General features: G+C 34.2%; 10 protein-coding genes. 2 read left to right on the forward strand and 8 right to left on the reverse strand.

Translation table 11 applies throughout. The features are described 5' to 3' along the window. Positions 1 to 180 precede the first annotated feature (180 nt). The 6 genes from IEW45_RS07685 to IEW45_RS07710 all read right to left on the reverse strand — a co-directional run bounded on the left by IEW45_RS07685 (position 181) and on the right by IEW45_RS07710 (position 10658). The gene (locus IEW45_RS07685) at positions 181 to 2160 is read right to left on the reverse strand and encodes a putative porin (protein ID WP_188620644.1); all 1980 of its coding nucleotides are present in this window, start codon (positions 2158 to 2160) and stop codon (positions 181 to 183) included. A gap of 101 nt (positions 2161 to 2261) precedes the next feature. Next, the gene (locus IEW45_RS07690; RefSeq protein ID WP_188620645.1) at positions 2262 to 3107 is read right to left on the reverse strand and encodes a hypothetical protein; all 846 of its coding nucleotides are present in this window, start codon (positions 3105 to 3107) and stop codon (positions 2262 to 2264) included. 25 nt (positions 3108 to 3132) lie between these two features. Continuing rightward, complete coding sequence (locus tag IEW45_RS07695; RefSeq protein ID WP_188620646.1) at positions 3133 to 3978, reverse strand: hypothetical protein; 846 nt, start codon at positions 3976 to 3978, stop codon at positions 3133 to 3135. 11 nt (positions 3979 to 3989) lie between these two features. Further along, complete coding sequence (locus IEW45_RS07700; protein ID WP_188620647.1) at positions 3990 to 5474, reverse strand: RagB/SusD family nutrient uptake outer membrane protein; 1485 nt, start codon at positions 5472 to 5474, stop codon at positions 3990 to 3992. Between the two features lie 12 nt (positions 5475 to 5486). After that, positions 5487 to 8576 carry a SusC/RagA family TonB-linked outer membrane protein gene (locus tag IEW45_RS07705; RefSeq protein ID WP_188620648.1) on the reverse strand — a complete coding sequence of 1030 codons (3090 nt, stop codon included), beginning with the start codon at positions 8574 to 8576 and terminating at the stop codon, positions 5487 to 5489. A 189-nt stretch (positions 8577 to 8765) separates the two neighbouring features. Continuing rightward, positions 8766 to 10658, reverse strand: a complete 1893-nt coding sequence (locus IEW45_RS07710) for a S8 family serine peptidase (protein ID WP_188620649.1) — start codon at positions 10656 to 10658, stop codon at positions 8766 to 8768. A 173-nt stretch (positions 10659 to 10831) separates the two neighbouring features. Here IEW45_RS07710 and rnhB point away from each other — a divergent pair, with 173 nt between their 5' ends. After that, entirely contained in the window at positions 10832 to 11434 is a 603-nt protein-coding gene (gene rnhB / locus IEW45_RS07715) for a ribonuclease HII (RefSeq protein ID WP_188620650.1), read from the forward strand. 3 nt (positions 11435 to 11437) lie between these two features. On the opposite strand, the gene lipB is transcribed toward rnhB, so the two are convergent. Together lipB and IEW45_RS07725 are read right to left on the reverse strand one after the other, a co-directional pair. Further along, entirely contained in the window at positions 11438 to 12160 is a 723-nt protein-coding gene (gene lipB, locus IEW45_RS07720) for a lipoyl(octanoyl) transferase LipB (protein WP_188620651.1), read from the reverse strand. Positions 12161 to 12279: 119 nt separating this feature from the next. Beyond that, complete coding sequence (locus IEW45_RS07725; RefSeq protein ID WP_188620652.1) at positions 12280 to 13029, reverse strand: hypothetical protein; 750 nt, start codon at positions 13027 to 13029, stop codon at positions 12280 to 12282. Positions 13030 to 13163: 134 nt separating this feature from the next. Between IEW45_RS07725 and lysS the strand changes: the two genes are divergently transcribed. Next, the gene (lysS, locus tag IEW45_RS07730) at positions 13164 to 14861 is read left to right on the forward strand and encodes a lysine--tRNA ligase (RefSeq protein ID WP_188620653.1); all 1698 of its coding nucleotides are present in this window, start codon (positions 13164 to 13166) and stop codon (positions 14859 to 14861) included. The last annotated feature ends 32 nt before the right edge of the window (positions 14862 to 14893 follow it).

The following is a 14893-nucleotide window of genomic DNA, read 5'->3' on the forward strand; positions in this document are numbered from 1 at the left end:
CCACTAAACGATGAAATTACAACATACCTCAAAATTTTTGTTACAAAACCAACAAAACACAAAAATAATAACAGCTCTGATTAACATAAGTGTTTTAATAAAAAAAAGATATTTAACAATAACTTAAAAATAAAATATGATTTTTAAGTTAATTATTAACTAAAGAAATAAAAGTGATTTTTAAGTAAAAAACACCCATATAACCCCCAATCTAAACGTAAAGTCGCGATATGGATAATTAGGAGCTGAATAGTAATCGGCTGTATTAGTGAACATAGTATTAAAATGTTCTGCTTTTATAAATACTCTAAACTGATCTATTTTGGCGTTAATAAAGAAATCCATTAAAGGGTAGCCTCCTATTTTTCTATTATTTTGTATATAAAACTCACCTACCAACGGATTATAATTATTAGCATAATAATCTGTAAAATAGTTTAAGGTGAAACCTGTCTGTAGATATAATGCCTTTTTAAAGAAATAGTCCGAATAATAAAGCGTGTTACGAGTAACAAGCTGAGGCACATTTAATATATTAGAACCTTGTTCAACATTTTGATATAGTACTGTATTATCGAGTGCAAAATTCCAGTATTTGAATTCTTTCCTTGCCTTTACAGAGAAATAGTTTATAGTACCATCATATTGCTTTGGCTCTACTTTTAATAAACTTTCTACACTATATTCATTTACTTCACCTGATGTGTTAGAAAAATATAAAAGGTCATTAAGAACTGTATACTTAGCAGAAAGTGCAAGCCACTGGGTGTTCGCCTCTATTTCAAAATTATTTATTTTCTCATTCTTTAAATCTTCCTCATACCAGTTATAATCAATAAAATCACTTTGATATAGTCTATAATTCAAATCCGGTAACTTATTCATCTTTTGATATCGGAATGAAAATTGATTTTTATTGTTAAGTTTATACTTAGCCGAAACATCAATATTAGCTAAAGACTGGTTTGTAATAGAGTTTGAAAGAAGTGCTTTTGCTCTCCATTTACCTATTTCATAAGTATAACTGACCCCATATGTATTTATCCGGTCACTTAAAGAGTTTGGTATTTTTATATCTCCTACACTATCAAGAACAACTCTATTATAATAATAATTGTAATTGTAGTCTTCTAAATAAAACTCTAAATCGCCTATATTTTTATTTGAATAAGCTACCCCTACCTTATTATACATTTTATTATATCGGGTTTTATCACGTACTGATGACGTTGTATAAGCATCACCAAAATACTCCGTTATTGTAGGTTGGTTATATTCAAAAAATTTATTCTCATAAGTAAATCTATGTTTAATAACTAAGTTATTTACCGCCTCCTTTTTTAATTTAAAAGAGTGATCAATAAAATATCTGTTACCTTTTAATATCGATTTAGCATCATTTAAAAAAACTTCAAGCCTGCCTCTTTCGTCATAAGGACTCACGCCACTTTCGAAATTTTGAAGATTAACTATCCCTCCATTTTCTCCGTTAGAAAAGTCCTGACCTGTAAAATGAAGTTTTAATTTATATCTTCTATCGGTCGTATTATAGCTTGTAATAAATCTGAAATTCCCATTACTGGTAATTGAATTAATATATTTCCCTACCGAGCGAATACCTTTATAACCTATTGCAAAACTTAAATTTTTGGAAGTATTTACAGCAATAGATGCATCTAATATTTGCCCTTGTTCCAGTACTGATTTATAAAATAAGTCTGTATAAGGTGTAGCAACATTATAATATTTAATATCCTCTACTTCTATATATGGGAAGTGTTTAGCTTTAAAGCCAAACTCGGGGAAAGGATTATAATCAGTTAAGCCATAATCCAAAGTATTATATGTATGACCTATATTATTAAAAGGCAGAAGACCAAATAAATCTTTACGCAAATAGTTAGCTTTATAATGCTGCGATATAGTTAGTGATGTATCAACATAAGTAGTATCTCTGTCAATACTTATTATTTTATACATATCAATTGTAGCAATACTGTCAGAAACTTTAGTGGAAGATTGATTACTTACAGAACTACTCCTTTTAGATGAATACTGATTTAATGTAGACTTGTTTGAATTACTTTTTTTCAGAACCTGAGCAAATGTAAAAAGCGGAACAAAACAAATTAATAGTATATAAACAATTTTCTTATGCATATAAAGCTGTATAATAATTGACAAAGATAATTTTTAAAAACAACAAAGCATAAAAAAAACCCGCTAAGAGCGGGTTTTCTATATATAATAATCTGCATAAATTATTGTCTAACCAATACAACATCTATTGGGTTAACAGCACTAGCTAAATTAGCACCAAAGCGGAAAGTATAGTTTATACTTAAATCACCCGGACAAGCAGTATATTCACCAGAATTTCCTTCGAAATATAGTGGACCTACACTTTCGTTGTCAAATGCATAGTTATCAATAGCATCAGGGAAACTTAATGTACCGTCAGCATTTACAAAGGCACGAACAGTAGAATTCTCAAGAGCATCATCCAAGTCAGCAGCATAAAAATACCCTAAACCAGTAATCAAAATCTCATCGTCTGCTGATCCAGGAAGGATAGTTGATGTATGAGTTTCTTGATCTCCACCAACTGTTTCAATAACATCGTAGTTACCAAGTAATAAATCCCTTGTATCAACATTTAACCTAACTGTTACTTTTTGTTCAACAGTACTCTCAGGAGCACCTATTTCAACACTGTTATTACTAGTACCTGTAAATACTACATCAAAAGCTACAGTAGAAGTTAAACCTGCCGGATAAGCAACTGTAATATTACCTTCAAGAGAACCAGCAGGAACCATAGCCTCAACAGTAGCAACATCAGAACTGCCTTCAATTTCAGTTATTGAATATTGAACATTAAGTCCATTTTTATTTACATAAGCATTAAGTAAGAAAGGTATAGAAACCTCACCTGCTTCTTCTGCACATCCAACAGGTATGTTTACTGTCATACCAGGGTTACTAAAATACACATAACCAGCTTCGGGATCTGCATGAAATTTGCCTTCGTTCGGATTGTTATCTCCACTACAACCTACTAAAGATAGAGTTGCAAGAGCTAATAAACTATAAAATATTTTTTTCATAAATATATCTTTTTAAAATTTACTACTACTCCACTTTAGTGAAAGTAAGAACAGTATTTGCAGGAGAGCCGCAATCAGATTGAGAGTCTTCTATAAAAGTTAATTCAAAATAAGAATCATCATTTGTATCGTAAGCTGATCTGTCAGCTAATTCTGCAGGAGCATGAACTAATGATTTAGTATCATCCTCAACATCACACGTTACATTTGTATCAATAGATTGACCTAAGTTTAGGAAGTTACAAGCAAATGCAAGAGTTACTTGTTGATTACCGCCATAACCAGGGTATACAGTAGCATTAAACACTCTCTCATATTGACTATCTCCCTCAACAAGAGTAACTTCTCCTGCTTCAAAAGCAGAAATACCTAAAGGTTCAGAAGCTACCTGTATAGTATAAGTACCTAAAAAGTCAGCTTGTAAAGGACACACCTCATATATGTTAATAGTTGTTGTATCATTATCCATATACTCATTGTCACTAAGGTTAGTAACAGTTAAAGTAAATCTTTTTACAACTTCATCAACAAGACCATTATCAACACCTGGTATTGTGAAAGAACCTTGATACTCTCCTGCAGGTATTGTTACTGAAGCAGGAACAGTAAATGTTTCAGGGTTTGCAGGTGAAGCCTCAGGGAAACCAACCTCTATATTATAAACTCTATCTACATCAGAAACTGTACTCGAGTTAAATACAACTTTAACTTCTCCCGTTTGATTCTGAACTACAGGTAAAAGGTATACTGATCTTGAAAAACTAAGAAAAGTATCGTTTTGCCCTATATTACCATTGTATATAGTAGGCTCAACATCATCACACGAAGCAAAAAGAAGTGCTACCGCTAATAGTTTAAAAATAGTTTTCATAAGCATTTTTTTTAATTATAATTCGGGTTTTGCTCTATACCAGGGTTAGCATTAATTTCAACAGTAGGTATAGGCAATGTAAATCTATAGTCACCTGCTGGTAAATTACATGGAGCAGAGAATGATGCACAATCTCTATCATCACGATCAATTCCTTCTCCTATGTCAGCACCAAGTCTTTTAAGGTCTAAATATCTGTGTCCTTCAAAACAAAGCTCTCTTCTTCTTTCTAGTAAGATATCTGCTAATGCTGCATTTAGTGAACCATAAGAAACAGAAGGTGCATTACCTTGATATCTCGAGTCTCTTAATGTTTCAATTGTAGCTGCAGCTTCAGTAAGCATACCTGCACGAGCCTGAACTTCAGCACGGATTAATAGCATTTCTGCCCATCTTATCCATTTTACATCATTTACCTGAACACCAAATGAACCACCAGGATACTTACCTATAAGTAATATATCGCCAGGAGAAGTTGTTTCACCATCTTCTTCATTAAAAACAACAGATGTTCTTAAATCATTTGCCTCAAAGCTATCATATAAATCATATGAAGCTTCAAAGAACGGGCTTCCATCTATTTCTGCACTGTTCGCATAGAATAGAGCAACAACTCCGTTATCACCATCTTTTCTTGCTAACGTCCATATATTCTCTTCAGTCGTAGTATCATCGTTATACATAGCTTGATAGGTACCGGTTTCAGTATCTGATAAAGTATAATTATCTTCTATAGCATCAACATAAGTACCTGCAGAAGTATAATCTCCTTGAAATAAAGCTACTCTAGCCTGAAGAGCTTTTATAACGTCCCCATTTATATAGTATGCGTTAAAAGGAGAGGCTACATCTTTAGCATAAAAATCACCCACTAAATCAGCTGCTTCATTTAAATCATTATTAATAAACTCAAATGACTCGCCAACTGTATTTCTAGGGAATACATCTGTTACTTCAGGAACAAAGTCTAAAAGTATTATAGACGGAGCACTAGGATCTTCATAATTTACTGTGAAATATTGAAGAAGTTCAAAGTGACCTATCGCTCTTAACGCAAGTGCCTGAGCTTTTATTTGATTTGCAGTTTCAATATCTGGACCACTTTCTAATGTAGGGAATATCCTGTCCCATGCTTTTAAAAGTCTGTTAGAATAATTAATTAACGCATATCTGTTAGACCATAATGTTGCAGGGAACTGGCTACCAGGCTGAAGAATAAAGTTATATACCTGATTACCTTGACCACTACTGCTAAGACCTCTTTTAATGTTATCAGTAAAAAGATCATTAAACAATATGACATCCCCAGTACCATTAGAACCAGCATCAGGAACATAAGCAGCATACACCCCATTTAAACCTGTCTGTAAATCTGCAACAGTTTGGTATGCATTTTCCTCAGTCAGCTCATTTTCTTGGTTAATATCTATTGCATCATCACAAGAAACAGCTCCTACAAATAAAGCAAGTAAACTAAATTTAAATATTTTTTTCATTTTCATTTTTTTTTAGAAATTAACAACTGCTCCTAAAGTGTATATTCTAGGTGTAGGATAATTACCTCTATCAGTAGATCTGAATCCTCCTTCAGCATCCCATCCTCTCCATGAACTGAAAGTTAAAAGGTTTTCGCCCTGTACGTAGAATCTTAATCCTGTAATCGGTAAATCTTCTAATACTTTATCACTAAAGGTATATCCTAACTGAATATTTCTTAATCTTAAGAAAGAAGCATCTTCTAAATATCTGTCTGTAGAGTTAATATAATCAACTGCTCCAAAAGGATTTCCTACGCGAGGAACACTTGTTATATCTCCAGGCTGTTGCCATGCATTAGCTGTAGAAACTACCCTGTTAGACCCATCATCTACAACATTTGTTTCCTCTAATTCTGCATAGTCTAAGTTGTTTCTGTAAAGGTCTGCAAAATAACTCCATTGAGTATTAAACTCAAATCCTTTATAGTTAACGCTTGTACCGAAACCACCTTGCCATACAGGATAAATTGACTTACCTGTATCAACTCTATCTGCATCTGATAATGTTTCTGTAAGACCACCATCAGCAGTATAAAACAATGGGTTACCATTTGAAGGATTAACTCCTGCATATTTAACAACGTAGAATGTGTTAATTTGAGATCCTTCGATTAAAGCACTTGAACCTCCTCCAAACACTATACCGTCATAAGAAGCAGGTAATTCTCTTATTTCATTTTTATTATACGAAGTATTACCATTCACAGAAACTCTCCATTCATCATTTTTAAATACTACATACTTTAAAGTAACCTCTAAACCTTGGTTTTGCATTGCACCAATGTTAGTATCAATACTTGAAGTAGCATTAATAGGAGATATTGGTGTATCTTGGAACAAGTCAGTTGTTAACTTTTTATATACATCTATACTACCTGAAAGTTTATTACCCCAAAAACCGAAATCAATACCGATATTTGATTGCTCCATCTCTTCCCATCTTAAACCTCTATATGCAATTTGAGTAGGAACTGTAGAACTTGTACCATTATATCCGCTCCCTGCACCATATAGATTAAGATATTGGTTAAGAATTGAGTACTGAGCATTGTTAACACGTTGGTTACCTGATGTACCAAAAGAAGCTCTTAACTTTAACATATCAACAACATCTCTTGAGTTTTCCATAAATGATTCAGCTTCAAGATTCCATCTACCACCTACAGACCAGAATGTACCCCATTGGTTATCGTCAACAAACCTGAAAGAAGCATCTCTTCTTACTGTTGCAGAAATACCAAATCTTCTGTCATAATCATAATCTAGGTTTGCAAAATACGAGAATAAACCTTCCTCAACCTTGAATGATCCTATTGAAGGAATATATGGCTGTGTATCAGGTGTATTTACATTATCATCAAGATCTTCAAATATACCTGAATCTATGAAACCAGAACCTGTACCTACTAATCTAGGGTCAAGACCGAATTGATCAAAACTAATACCATCATAATGAGCTTTATAGTATTCAACAAATACCGAAGCATCAATATTGTGCTTTTCAGCAAATGTATTATTATAGTTTAAGCTAACAGTAGAGTTAAATCTGAAATCTCTTGTAGCATCTTCACTTTGAATACCACCATATTCAGCATTCTGATCAACTTGGAAAGGACCTAATATACTATTAGGGTGAAGTATTTCTAACAATTTGAAAGCTGAGTAATCAACACCTAACTGAATTGCTGCAGTAAGGTTATCAGCAAAATTATAATCAGCAGAGAAACTACCTAATATTTTAAGTTCATCTTCCTGATCTGTATTCATATTAACTGAATTTAACAGAACGTATGGCACTACATTTGGAGTAACCGAATTAGGGTCTCCCGGCACAACACCACCATCGTTTGTTATACTTCCATCAGGATCGTATGGAGATAGATAAGGAAGACCATGTAAAGCAGCTCTAAACGGAGCAAAGAAAATTGCATTTGAGCCTGCACCATCTATACCGTTTGATCTTGAGAAGTTAATGTTTAAGTTCATAGAGTAATTAAACTTCTCGTTGTCAGATTTACCTGCAAAGTTATTCCTTACAGTAAAACGCTTAAAATTAGTATTTAAGAAAGTACCATCTTGTTCAAAATAACTTAATGAAGTAAAGTTAGTACTGTTTTCAGAACCTGAAGTAATAGATAAATCATGAGATTTAGTAACACCTGTTCTAAAGAACACATCTTTCCAAGAGGTGTTAGCCTGACGAGCTCTTAAATCAAGTTCAGCATCAGTAAGTGAAGCACCAAGCCCCACTCCATTTGCTTTTTGGAACTCAAGTAGCTCTCTACTATTCATAAGTTCCATATTTAAATTCTGAAGTTTAGTGTAACCAAATTGTGTAGTATATCTGAAAGAAAGTTTCTGATTATATCTACCTCTCTTAGTAGTAATTACAATTACACCATTCGCACCTCTGTTACCATATATCGAAGTAGCAGCGGCATCCTTTAAAATACTGTAAGAAGCAATATCGTTTTGACTAATACTTCTAAAACCATCCTCATCTACAGGAATACCATCCACGATGAACAAAGGCTCAATATTACCGTTAATAGAACCTACACCACGAAGAATAATAGTACTATCCGCCCCTGGTTGCCCAGAACCTGTACCAATATTCAAACCTGCTACCTGTCCTTGAAGGTTTTGAATAATAGAAGCATTTGCTCTATCTTCTACCTCTTCAACAGATACAGTTGCCATTGCTGAAGCCGAAGTAACAGGAGTAATATTCCTATACTTATCCACAACAACCCCTTCAAGCACCTTGGCTTTTTCCTCCAAAGTAACATTGATAACATTAGTTTGACCTACAGGGACTGTTTGAGTTGCAAACCCTACAAAGGAGAACTCTAAAACGTCACCTACACTTGCATTAATGGAATATTTTCCATCAATATCTGTTTGCACACCTATTTGTGTTCCTTTAACAAAAACATTAGCTCCCGGAATCGGACCCAAAGGATCTGAAACGGTACCTGTGATTGTTTTCTCTTGTGCATAAGAGAACGTAAATGAAAACGCTAATAAGAGCGTCATAATCCAAGTAAACTTCGATCTCATACTTTATTAATTTGAGTTAGTTAACCGCAAACTTCTTAATAATTTATCAATAAAACAAGCATTATACAGGAATAATAGTCACATCTATTATATAAATTATCACAAAATATAAAACTCTTTTTTATGTAGATACAAATTATTAAGAAGGTTGCGTATAAAATTGATTTTTATTTAAAAATATAATTAAAGTTATTTAATTACAATCTTTTTAGACTCTGTGTAAGCACCATTGTTAACATCAACAGTAAGTAAATATATCCCAGGAGCTACACCTGAAACATCTAAGTTATTTTTAGACCCCCCAAAGTTTTTCACAAACCTACCCTGAACATCATAAAGAACAGTTTTAGTACTTTGTCCTTCTAAAGAACCATCTAAAGTTATATTTAAAACATCGTTAGCTGGGTTTGGATAAACACCAAACTTTGAAAATTCACTATTACTTACAGAATTTATATCTGTAATACCGCTAATAATCAGAGAATATTTTTGAGGTGCAAAACTTTGAAGATTTCCTTTATGACTAACCGTAACAGTGTATGAAGCACCGGGATCTGCATTATCAATCTCTATAACCTCAACATTATCAACATAATTATCTCCTTTTTCAGCAATAGAGGTAATAGTATTTAATCTCCAAGGCAAATAAGTATTGGTCCCATCACTAACTCTAACATCTAAATCATTAACCAAAACAGGAGTCTCTAAATCTTCCACTCCATTATTAACATTACCCGGACGATCAGTCCAAGAAATAGTAACTTTAATCTCTCCTCCGGGACCCGCTTTTACTGTTTTTTGATAAGTTCCACTTTGAGTTAAAGTATTCTCTTCAACTATTGCAGTTGTTTGATTTTTATCCGCAGTTAAAAGCCCCACAGCAGCAGCCGTATTAATTAGCCCCCATCCAAAACGGTAATCAGGACCATCAGAGGTACCTGCTTCATCAGCAGTATGAATCATAAGCGCTTTAAGTGTAGCCGCTCTCATAAAACTACCCTCGTGCAGATTTCCGTGATGCTGCTGCATTAACGCTAAAGAAGCAGTAACACCAGGAGCAGCCATTGAAGTACCCTGTAATGTAGCATAACTTGTATTACTTTCAGAATAACAAGAGAAAACTCCCTGACCCTTAGTTGCAATATCAGGTTTAACCCTATGATCATCTGTAGGACCATAACTACTAAACGAAGTAATCTGAACAGAAGAAGGTCCTATATAATTATTCACTTGTAAAGTAGCTGCAACCCCAACCGTATTTTTTGAAACTACATCTCCCACAAGTATATCTTTTTCATTTGCAACACGATCATTACCTGCAGCAAATACAGGAAGATAGTATTCATGATTATATGTGACCTGATCCCAAGCTGCTGCAAAATCTGTATAAGCCCCTTTAACCCATTCTGGTTGCACATCAAAATCTAGCCCGTAAGAATGGTTAGAAACTAGCAAACCATTACTTGCTCTGGCAGAAGCTTCAGATACATCGTTAAAAGAATTATGAGCAAGAAGAGTGGCTTGATATGCTAAACCTTTAGCATCTGCATCTCCTAAACCCGAACCAATCATAGTACCCGACACGTGTGTAGCATGACCATTATTACTATCATGAGAAGTGAAATTAGCACCATCCATAACGGTAACTCTGCCAGTTAAGTCAATATGATTTTTTCTTACATTTCCAGGCTCCCATATACCAATAACCATATCCTGACCATTTAAATCCAATAATAATGGCCCTCCTGATCTTACAGGAGTAACTCTTGCTGTAACAGCAGCGCCTTCATTATATGGCATTATATAAACAGGATCATTATTTTTTGTAACCCCTACAAGTAAGGACTTAATTCCATTTTCTTTTTCTATTTCAAGAGGCCAGCCTTTTTCTTCAGCTAATTGAAGTGCTTTCTTATAGCTTTCATCTTCCTGCCTCTTCAACCTTTCATATAGCTCTTGATTTTTCTTTTGATCATAATGTTTTACAATCTCAGCTCTCTGCTCGGGGGTTTGGGCAAAAGCGGAAACACTTCCACTAAATGCCAAAGCCAAAGCAAATAGCCTTACATTATTTTTTTTCATTTCTTAAATAAATTAATAGTTAATAGCAAGTTTAATGAGAAAAATTAAATTAATAACATTTTCTACAAAAAAGATTAGCAAAAATATAAATTATTATCTATTGACAGATGTTAATTTTTTATTTTAACCCCTATCCTATAGATTTGTACGTTAATTAACATAATTTGGTTTACATGTTATTATCTAATCATTCAGGTAAAATTTTTGAAACAGGAACAGATGAAGCAGGAAGAGGGTGCCTTGCAGGACCCGTAACTGCTGCTGCTGTTATATTACCTGAAAATTTTAAAATTGAGTTGTTAAACGACTCAAAGCAACTCACAGAAAAAAACCGGGATTTACTTCGTCCTATAATTGAACAGCAAGCTATTTGTTACCACGTAACCCATATTGAACCAGTTGTTATAGACGACATAAACATACTCAACGCATCAATAAAGGCGATGCAGGATTGCATAGTGCAACTTAACCCTATTCCTGAATATATAATTGTAGACGGTAACCGATTTAAACCTGTTAATAATATTCCCCACGAATGTATTATAAAAGGCGACGGCAAATATCTAAGTATAGCTGCAGCCTCTGTTTTAGCTAAAACATACAGAGATGAGTACATGAATAAAATCCATGAAGAGTTCCCCATGTACAATTGGAAAAAAAATAAAGGTTACCCCACAAAGGAACACCGTGAAGCCATTCGTAAATATGGTATAACTAAGTACCACCGTAAATCTTTCCGGTTACTGCCTGAACAACTTGAAATAAGTTTTGAATAAAACTTATACTGATTCTTCTTTTTTATCAATAATTATATTTGCTTCAAATAGAGAAGTGAAATGCTTCAATATTTTTTCTTTCACTTCTTCTTCATCTACTCTATCAACTCCAAGCTCCACATTTAGAGAAGTAACACTTTTATCTCTTATACCACACGGTATAATATTATCAAAATAACCTAAATCAGCATTTACATTAAAAGCAAAACCGTGCATGGTTACCCATCGGGATGCTCTAACGCCCATCGCACATATTTTTCTAGCAAAAGGTGTACCAACATCTAACCAAACTCCGGTTTCACCTTCACTTCTTGTGGCGGAAAGACCATATTCCTTCATAGTAAGAATAATAGCTTCTTCAAGGAAACGGAGATATTTGTGTATATCTGTAAAGAAATTTTCCAAATCTAATATAGGATAACCCACAATTTGTCCGGGTCCATGATATGTTATATCTCCCCCTCTGTTTATTTTATAAAATGTTGCTCCTTTTTCTGTTAATTGCTTTTCATTTAGTAATAGATTTTCAATATCACCACTTTTACCAAGCGTATATACATGCGGGTGTTCTACATATAAAAAGTAATTTGGGGTAGGGATATTAGTTTCCTCTCTTCTGTTTTTTATTTTTAAGTCAAGTATCCCTTTAAAAAGTTGTTCCTGTAAATCCCAGGTATCTTTATAATCTTTCTTACCTAAATCGGTTAACCTTACTTCTTTGTTCATATCGCTTTACCTACAATTGAATTACAAATTTACAAAACTTATTACCCAATCTCCTATTTATTAAAAAACAAGTAGCCACGCGAATGCGTGGCTACTTGCGATATTATTTACTTTTATATTTATTCAAATTTTATAGTCATACTTAATATTTCAGGATTTTCTATATACTCCATAAAGCTATATGTTATAACTACATTTTTTCTGTCTGCACTAATAACAGCATCTTTATTAGAAACCGATTTTATTCTTTTAGGGAAAGTATAATCTACCACATAAGTAGATTCAGCAAACATTTGTTTATACATTTCCATAGAATCATCCTCCTCTTCATCAGTTTCAGGCTTGTTATAAATAACTTCCTTTTTAAAAGTTTTACCATTATAAAAATACTTAACCTCTGTATTCTCATTCCCTACTCCTAACCCCGGTCCTTGCGCCGGAGCACCTTCTTTATCATTAAGTTTTTTCAGCTCGCTAAAAGCATTTAATGTATTTTCTAATCCGGATACATCATCAAAACTGGTTTCCATCCCAATAATCATCTCTTTAGTTTCTGTATCCATAAGCATATGCATATCCCATTTCTCAAGATTTTTTATAAGCTCTTGTTTATCTTTAGGCAACTGCGCTATACTATCTTTTTTCTCTTTAAACAACTCTCCGAACGAAATGATAGAATCAATTTTAGTAGGACCCTCACCCTCTTTTTCCATTTTATCCCCTGCCATCATCATAAGCATAGAGCCGTCCATTTCCATATGCATAGTACCTGTACCATCTTCTTTAAGTACCATCTTTTCTTTAAAACTGCACGATGTGGTAAAAAATGTCATCATTACAACGACAAGTAAAAATAATCTTGTTTTCATAAGTAATTTTTATTGATATGCTGCCAAATATACTGATTTTAGCAAACTATTTATTACCTCTATTACAAGAAAGCAATAATTGTCAGTTTAGTAATAATCAATTATCTTTGCGGGCTTATAAAACTTAAATAATCATGCAGCTTTCAGAACAAGAAATCATTCGTAGAGAAAAACTGGATGCACTACGCAAATTAGGCATCAATCCTTATCCTGCTAACCTCTTTCCTGTAAACCACACAAGTAAACAGGTAAAGAATGATTTTGCTGAAGGTAAACAGGTTATCGTAGCAGGACGCATAATGTCTTTCCGTATACAAGGTAAAGCATCTTTCGCTGAGTTACAGGATAGTGAAGGACGTATACAACTTTATATTAACCGTGATGAAATATGCCCGGGAGAAGACAAAACACTTTATAACGAAGTATTTAAAAAACTAACCGACCTTGGTGATTTTGTAGGTATAGAAGGTGAACTTTTTACTACCAAAGTAGGGGAAAAAACCATAAAAGTAACTGACTTTAAACTACTGAGTAAAGCACTGCGCCCATTACCATTACCTAAAACGGATGCTGATGGTAAGGTACACGACGGCTTTACTGATGAAGAGCTACGTTACCGCATGCGTTATGTAGACCTTGTAGTTAACCCACAGGTTAAAGAAGTATTTGTAAAGCGTACTAAGCTATTTAACGCTATGCGTAACTTTTTTAACGACAAAGGGTATTTTGAAGTTGAAACCCCAATATTGCAACCTATACCGGGTGGTGCAGCAGCAAGACCGTTTGTAACACACCATAACTCGCTTGATATACCATTATACATGCGGATAGCAAATGAGTTATACTTAAAAAGACTTATTGTAGGCGGTTTTGATGGTGTTTATGAGTTCTCTAAAAACTTCCGTAATGAAGGGATGGACAGAACGCATAACCCTGAGTTTACCGCAATGGAAATATATGTAGCCTATAAAGACTACAACTGGATGATGGAGTTTACCGAAAAACTACTTGAGCATTGTGCAGTAGCAGTTAACGGTACTACCGAAGCTACATTTGGGGAACACAAAGTAAACTTTAAAGCACCGTATGCACGAGTAACCATGACGGATGCGATAAAGCAGTTTACAGGTTTTGATATTACAGACAAAACTGAAGAAGAAATATTTGAAGCTGCCAAAGGCATGGGTATCGAGGTAAATGATACTATGGGTAAAGGTAAACTGATAGATGAAATATTCGGTGAAAAGTGTGAAGGTAACTTTATACAACCAACCTTTATTACTGATTACCCTAAGGAAATGAGTCCGCTATGTAAAGAACACCGTGATAACCCGGAACTTACAGAGCGTTTTGAACTTATGGTATGTGGTAAAGAAATTGCAAATGCTTACAGCGAACTTAATGACCCTATAGACCAAAGGGAGCGTTTTGAAGCACAGCTTAAACTAAGCGAACGTGGTGATGACGAAGCAGGAGAATTTATAGACAACGACTTCCTTCGTGCGCTGGAATACGGTATGCCCCCTACATCGGGGCTTGGTATTGGTATGGACAGGCTTATTATGTTCCTTACTAACAACCAGTCTATACAGGAAGTATTATTTTTCCCGCAAATGCGCCCTGAAAAGAAAGGCCCTGAACTTACAGAGCAGGAAAAAGCTATTGCAGAGATACTTAAAGCAAACAGCAATAACTTAGCACTAGACGCACTAAAAGCGGAAGCAGGGCTTAGCGGTAAAAAATGGGATACTGCTATGAAGGGCTTAACCAAACATGGTCTTGTAAAAGTAATTGTGAATGGTGACGCTAAAAATGTAGAATATAAAGGATAAAAATAAAAAAGGCTGCCATATGGCAGCCTTTT

Origin of the sequence: Flavobacterium suaedae (assembly GCF_014642915.1) — a bacterium.
Classification (GTDB): Bacteria; Bacteroidota; Bacteroidia; order Flavobacteriales; family Flavobacteriaceae; genus Flavobacterium; species Flavobacterium suaedae.

Excerpts from the sequence above, each read along its gene's own strand:
- IEW45_RS07685 (WP_188620644.1), bottom strand. The coding sequence starts at position 2,160 with ATGCATAAGAAAATTGTTTATATACTATTAATTTGTTTTGTTCCGCTT.
- IEW45_RS07690 (WP_188620645.1), bottom strand. The coding sequence starts at position 3,107 with ATGAAAAAAATATTTTATAGTTTATTAGCTCTTGCAACTCTATCTTTA.
- IEW45_RS07695 (WP_188620646.1), bottom strand. The coding sequence starts at position 3,978 with ATGAAAACTATTTTTAAACTATTAGCGGTAGCACTTCTTTTTGCTTCG.
- IEW45_RS07700 (WP_188620647.1), bottom strand. The coding sequence starts at position 5,474 with ATGAAAAAAATATTTAAATTTAGTTTACTTGCTTTATTTGTAGGAGCT.
- IEW45_RS07705 (WP_188620648.1), bottom strand. The coding sequence starts at position 8,576 with ATGAGATCGAAGTTTACTTGGATTATGACGCTCTTATTAGCGTTTTCA.
- IEW45_RS07710 (WP_188620649.1), bottom strand. The coding sequence starts at position 10,658 with ATGAAAAAAAATAATGTAAGGCTATTTGCTTTGGCTTTGGCATTTAGT.
- rnhB (WP_188620650.1), top strand. The coding sequence starts at position 10,832 with ATGTTATTATCTAATCATTCAGGTAAAATTTTTGAAACAGGAACAGAT.
- lipB (WP_188620651.1), bottom strand. The coding sequence starts at position 12,160 with ATGAACAAAGAAGTAAGGTTAACCGATTTAGGTAAGAAAGATTATAAA.
- IEW45_RS07725 (WP_188620652.1), bottom strand. The coding sequence starts at position 13,029 with ATGAAAACAAGATTATTTTTACTTGTCGTTGTAATGATGACATTTTTT.
- lysS (WP_188620653.1), top strand. The coding sequence starts at position 13,164 with ATGCAGCTTTCAGAACAAGAAATCATTCGTAGAGAAAAACTGGATGCA.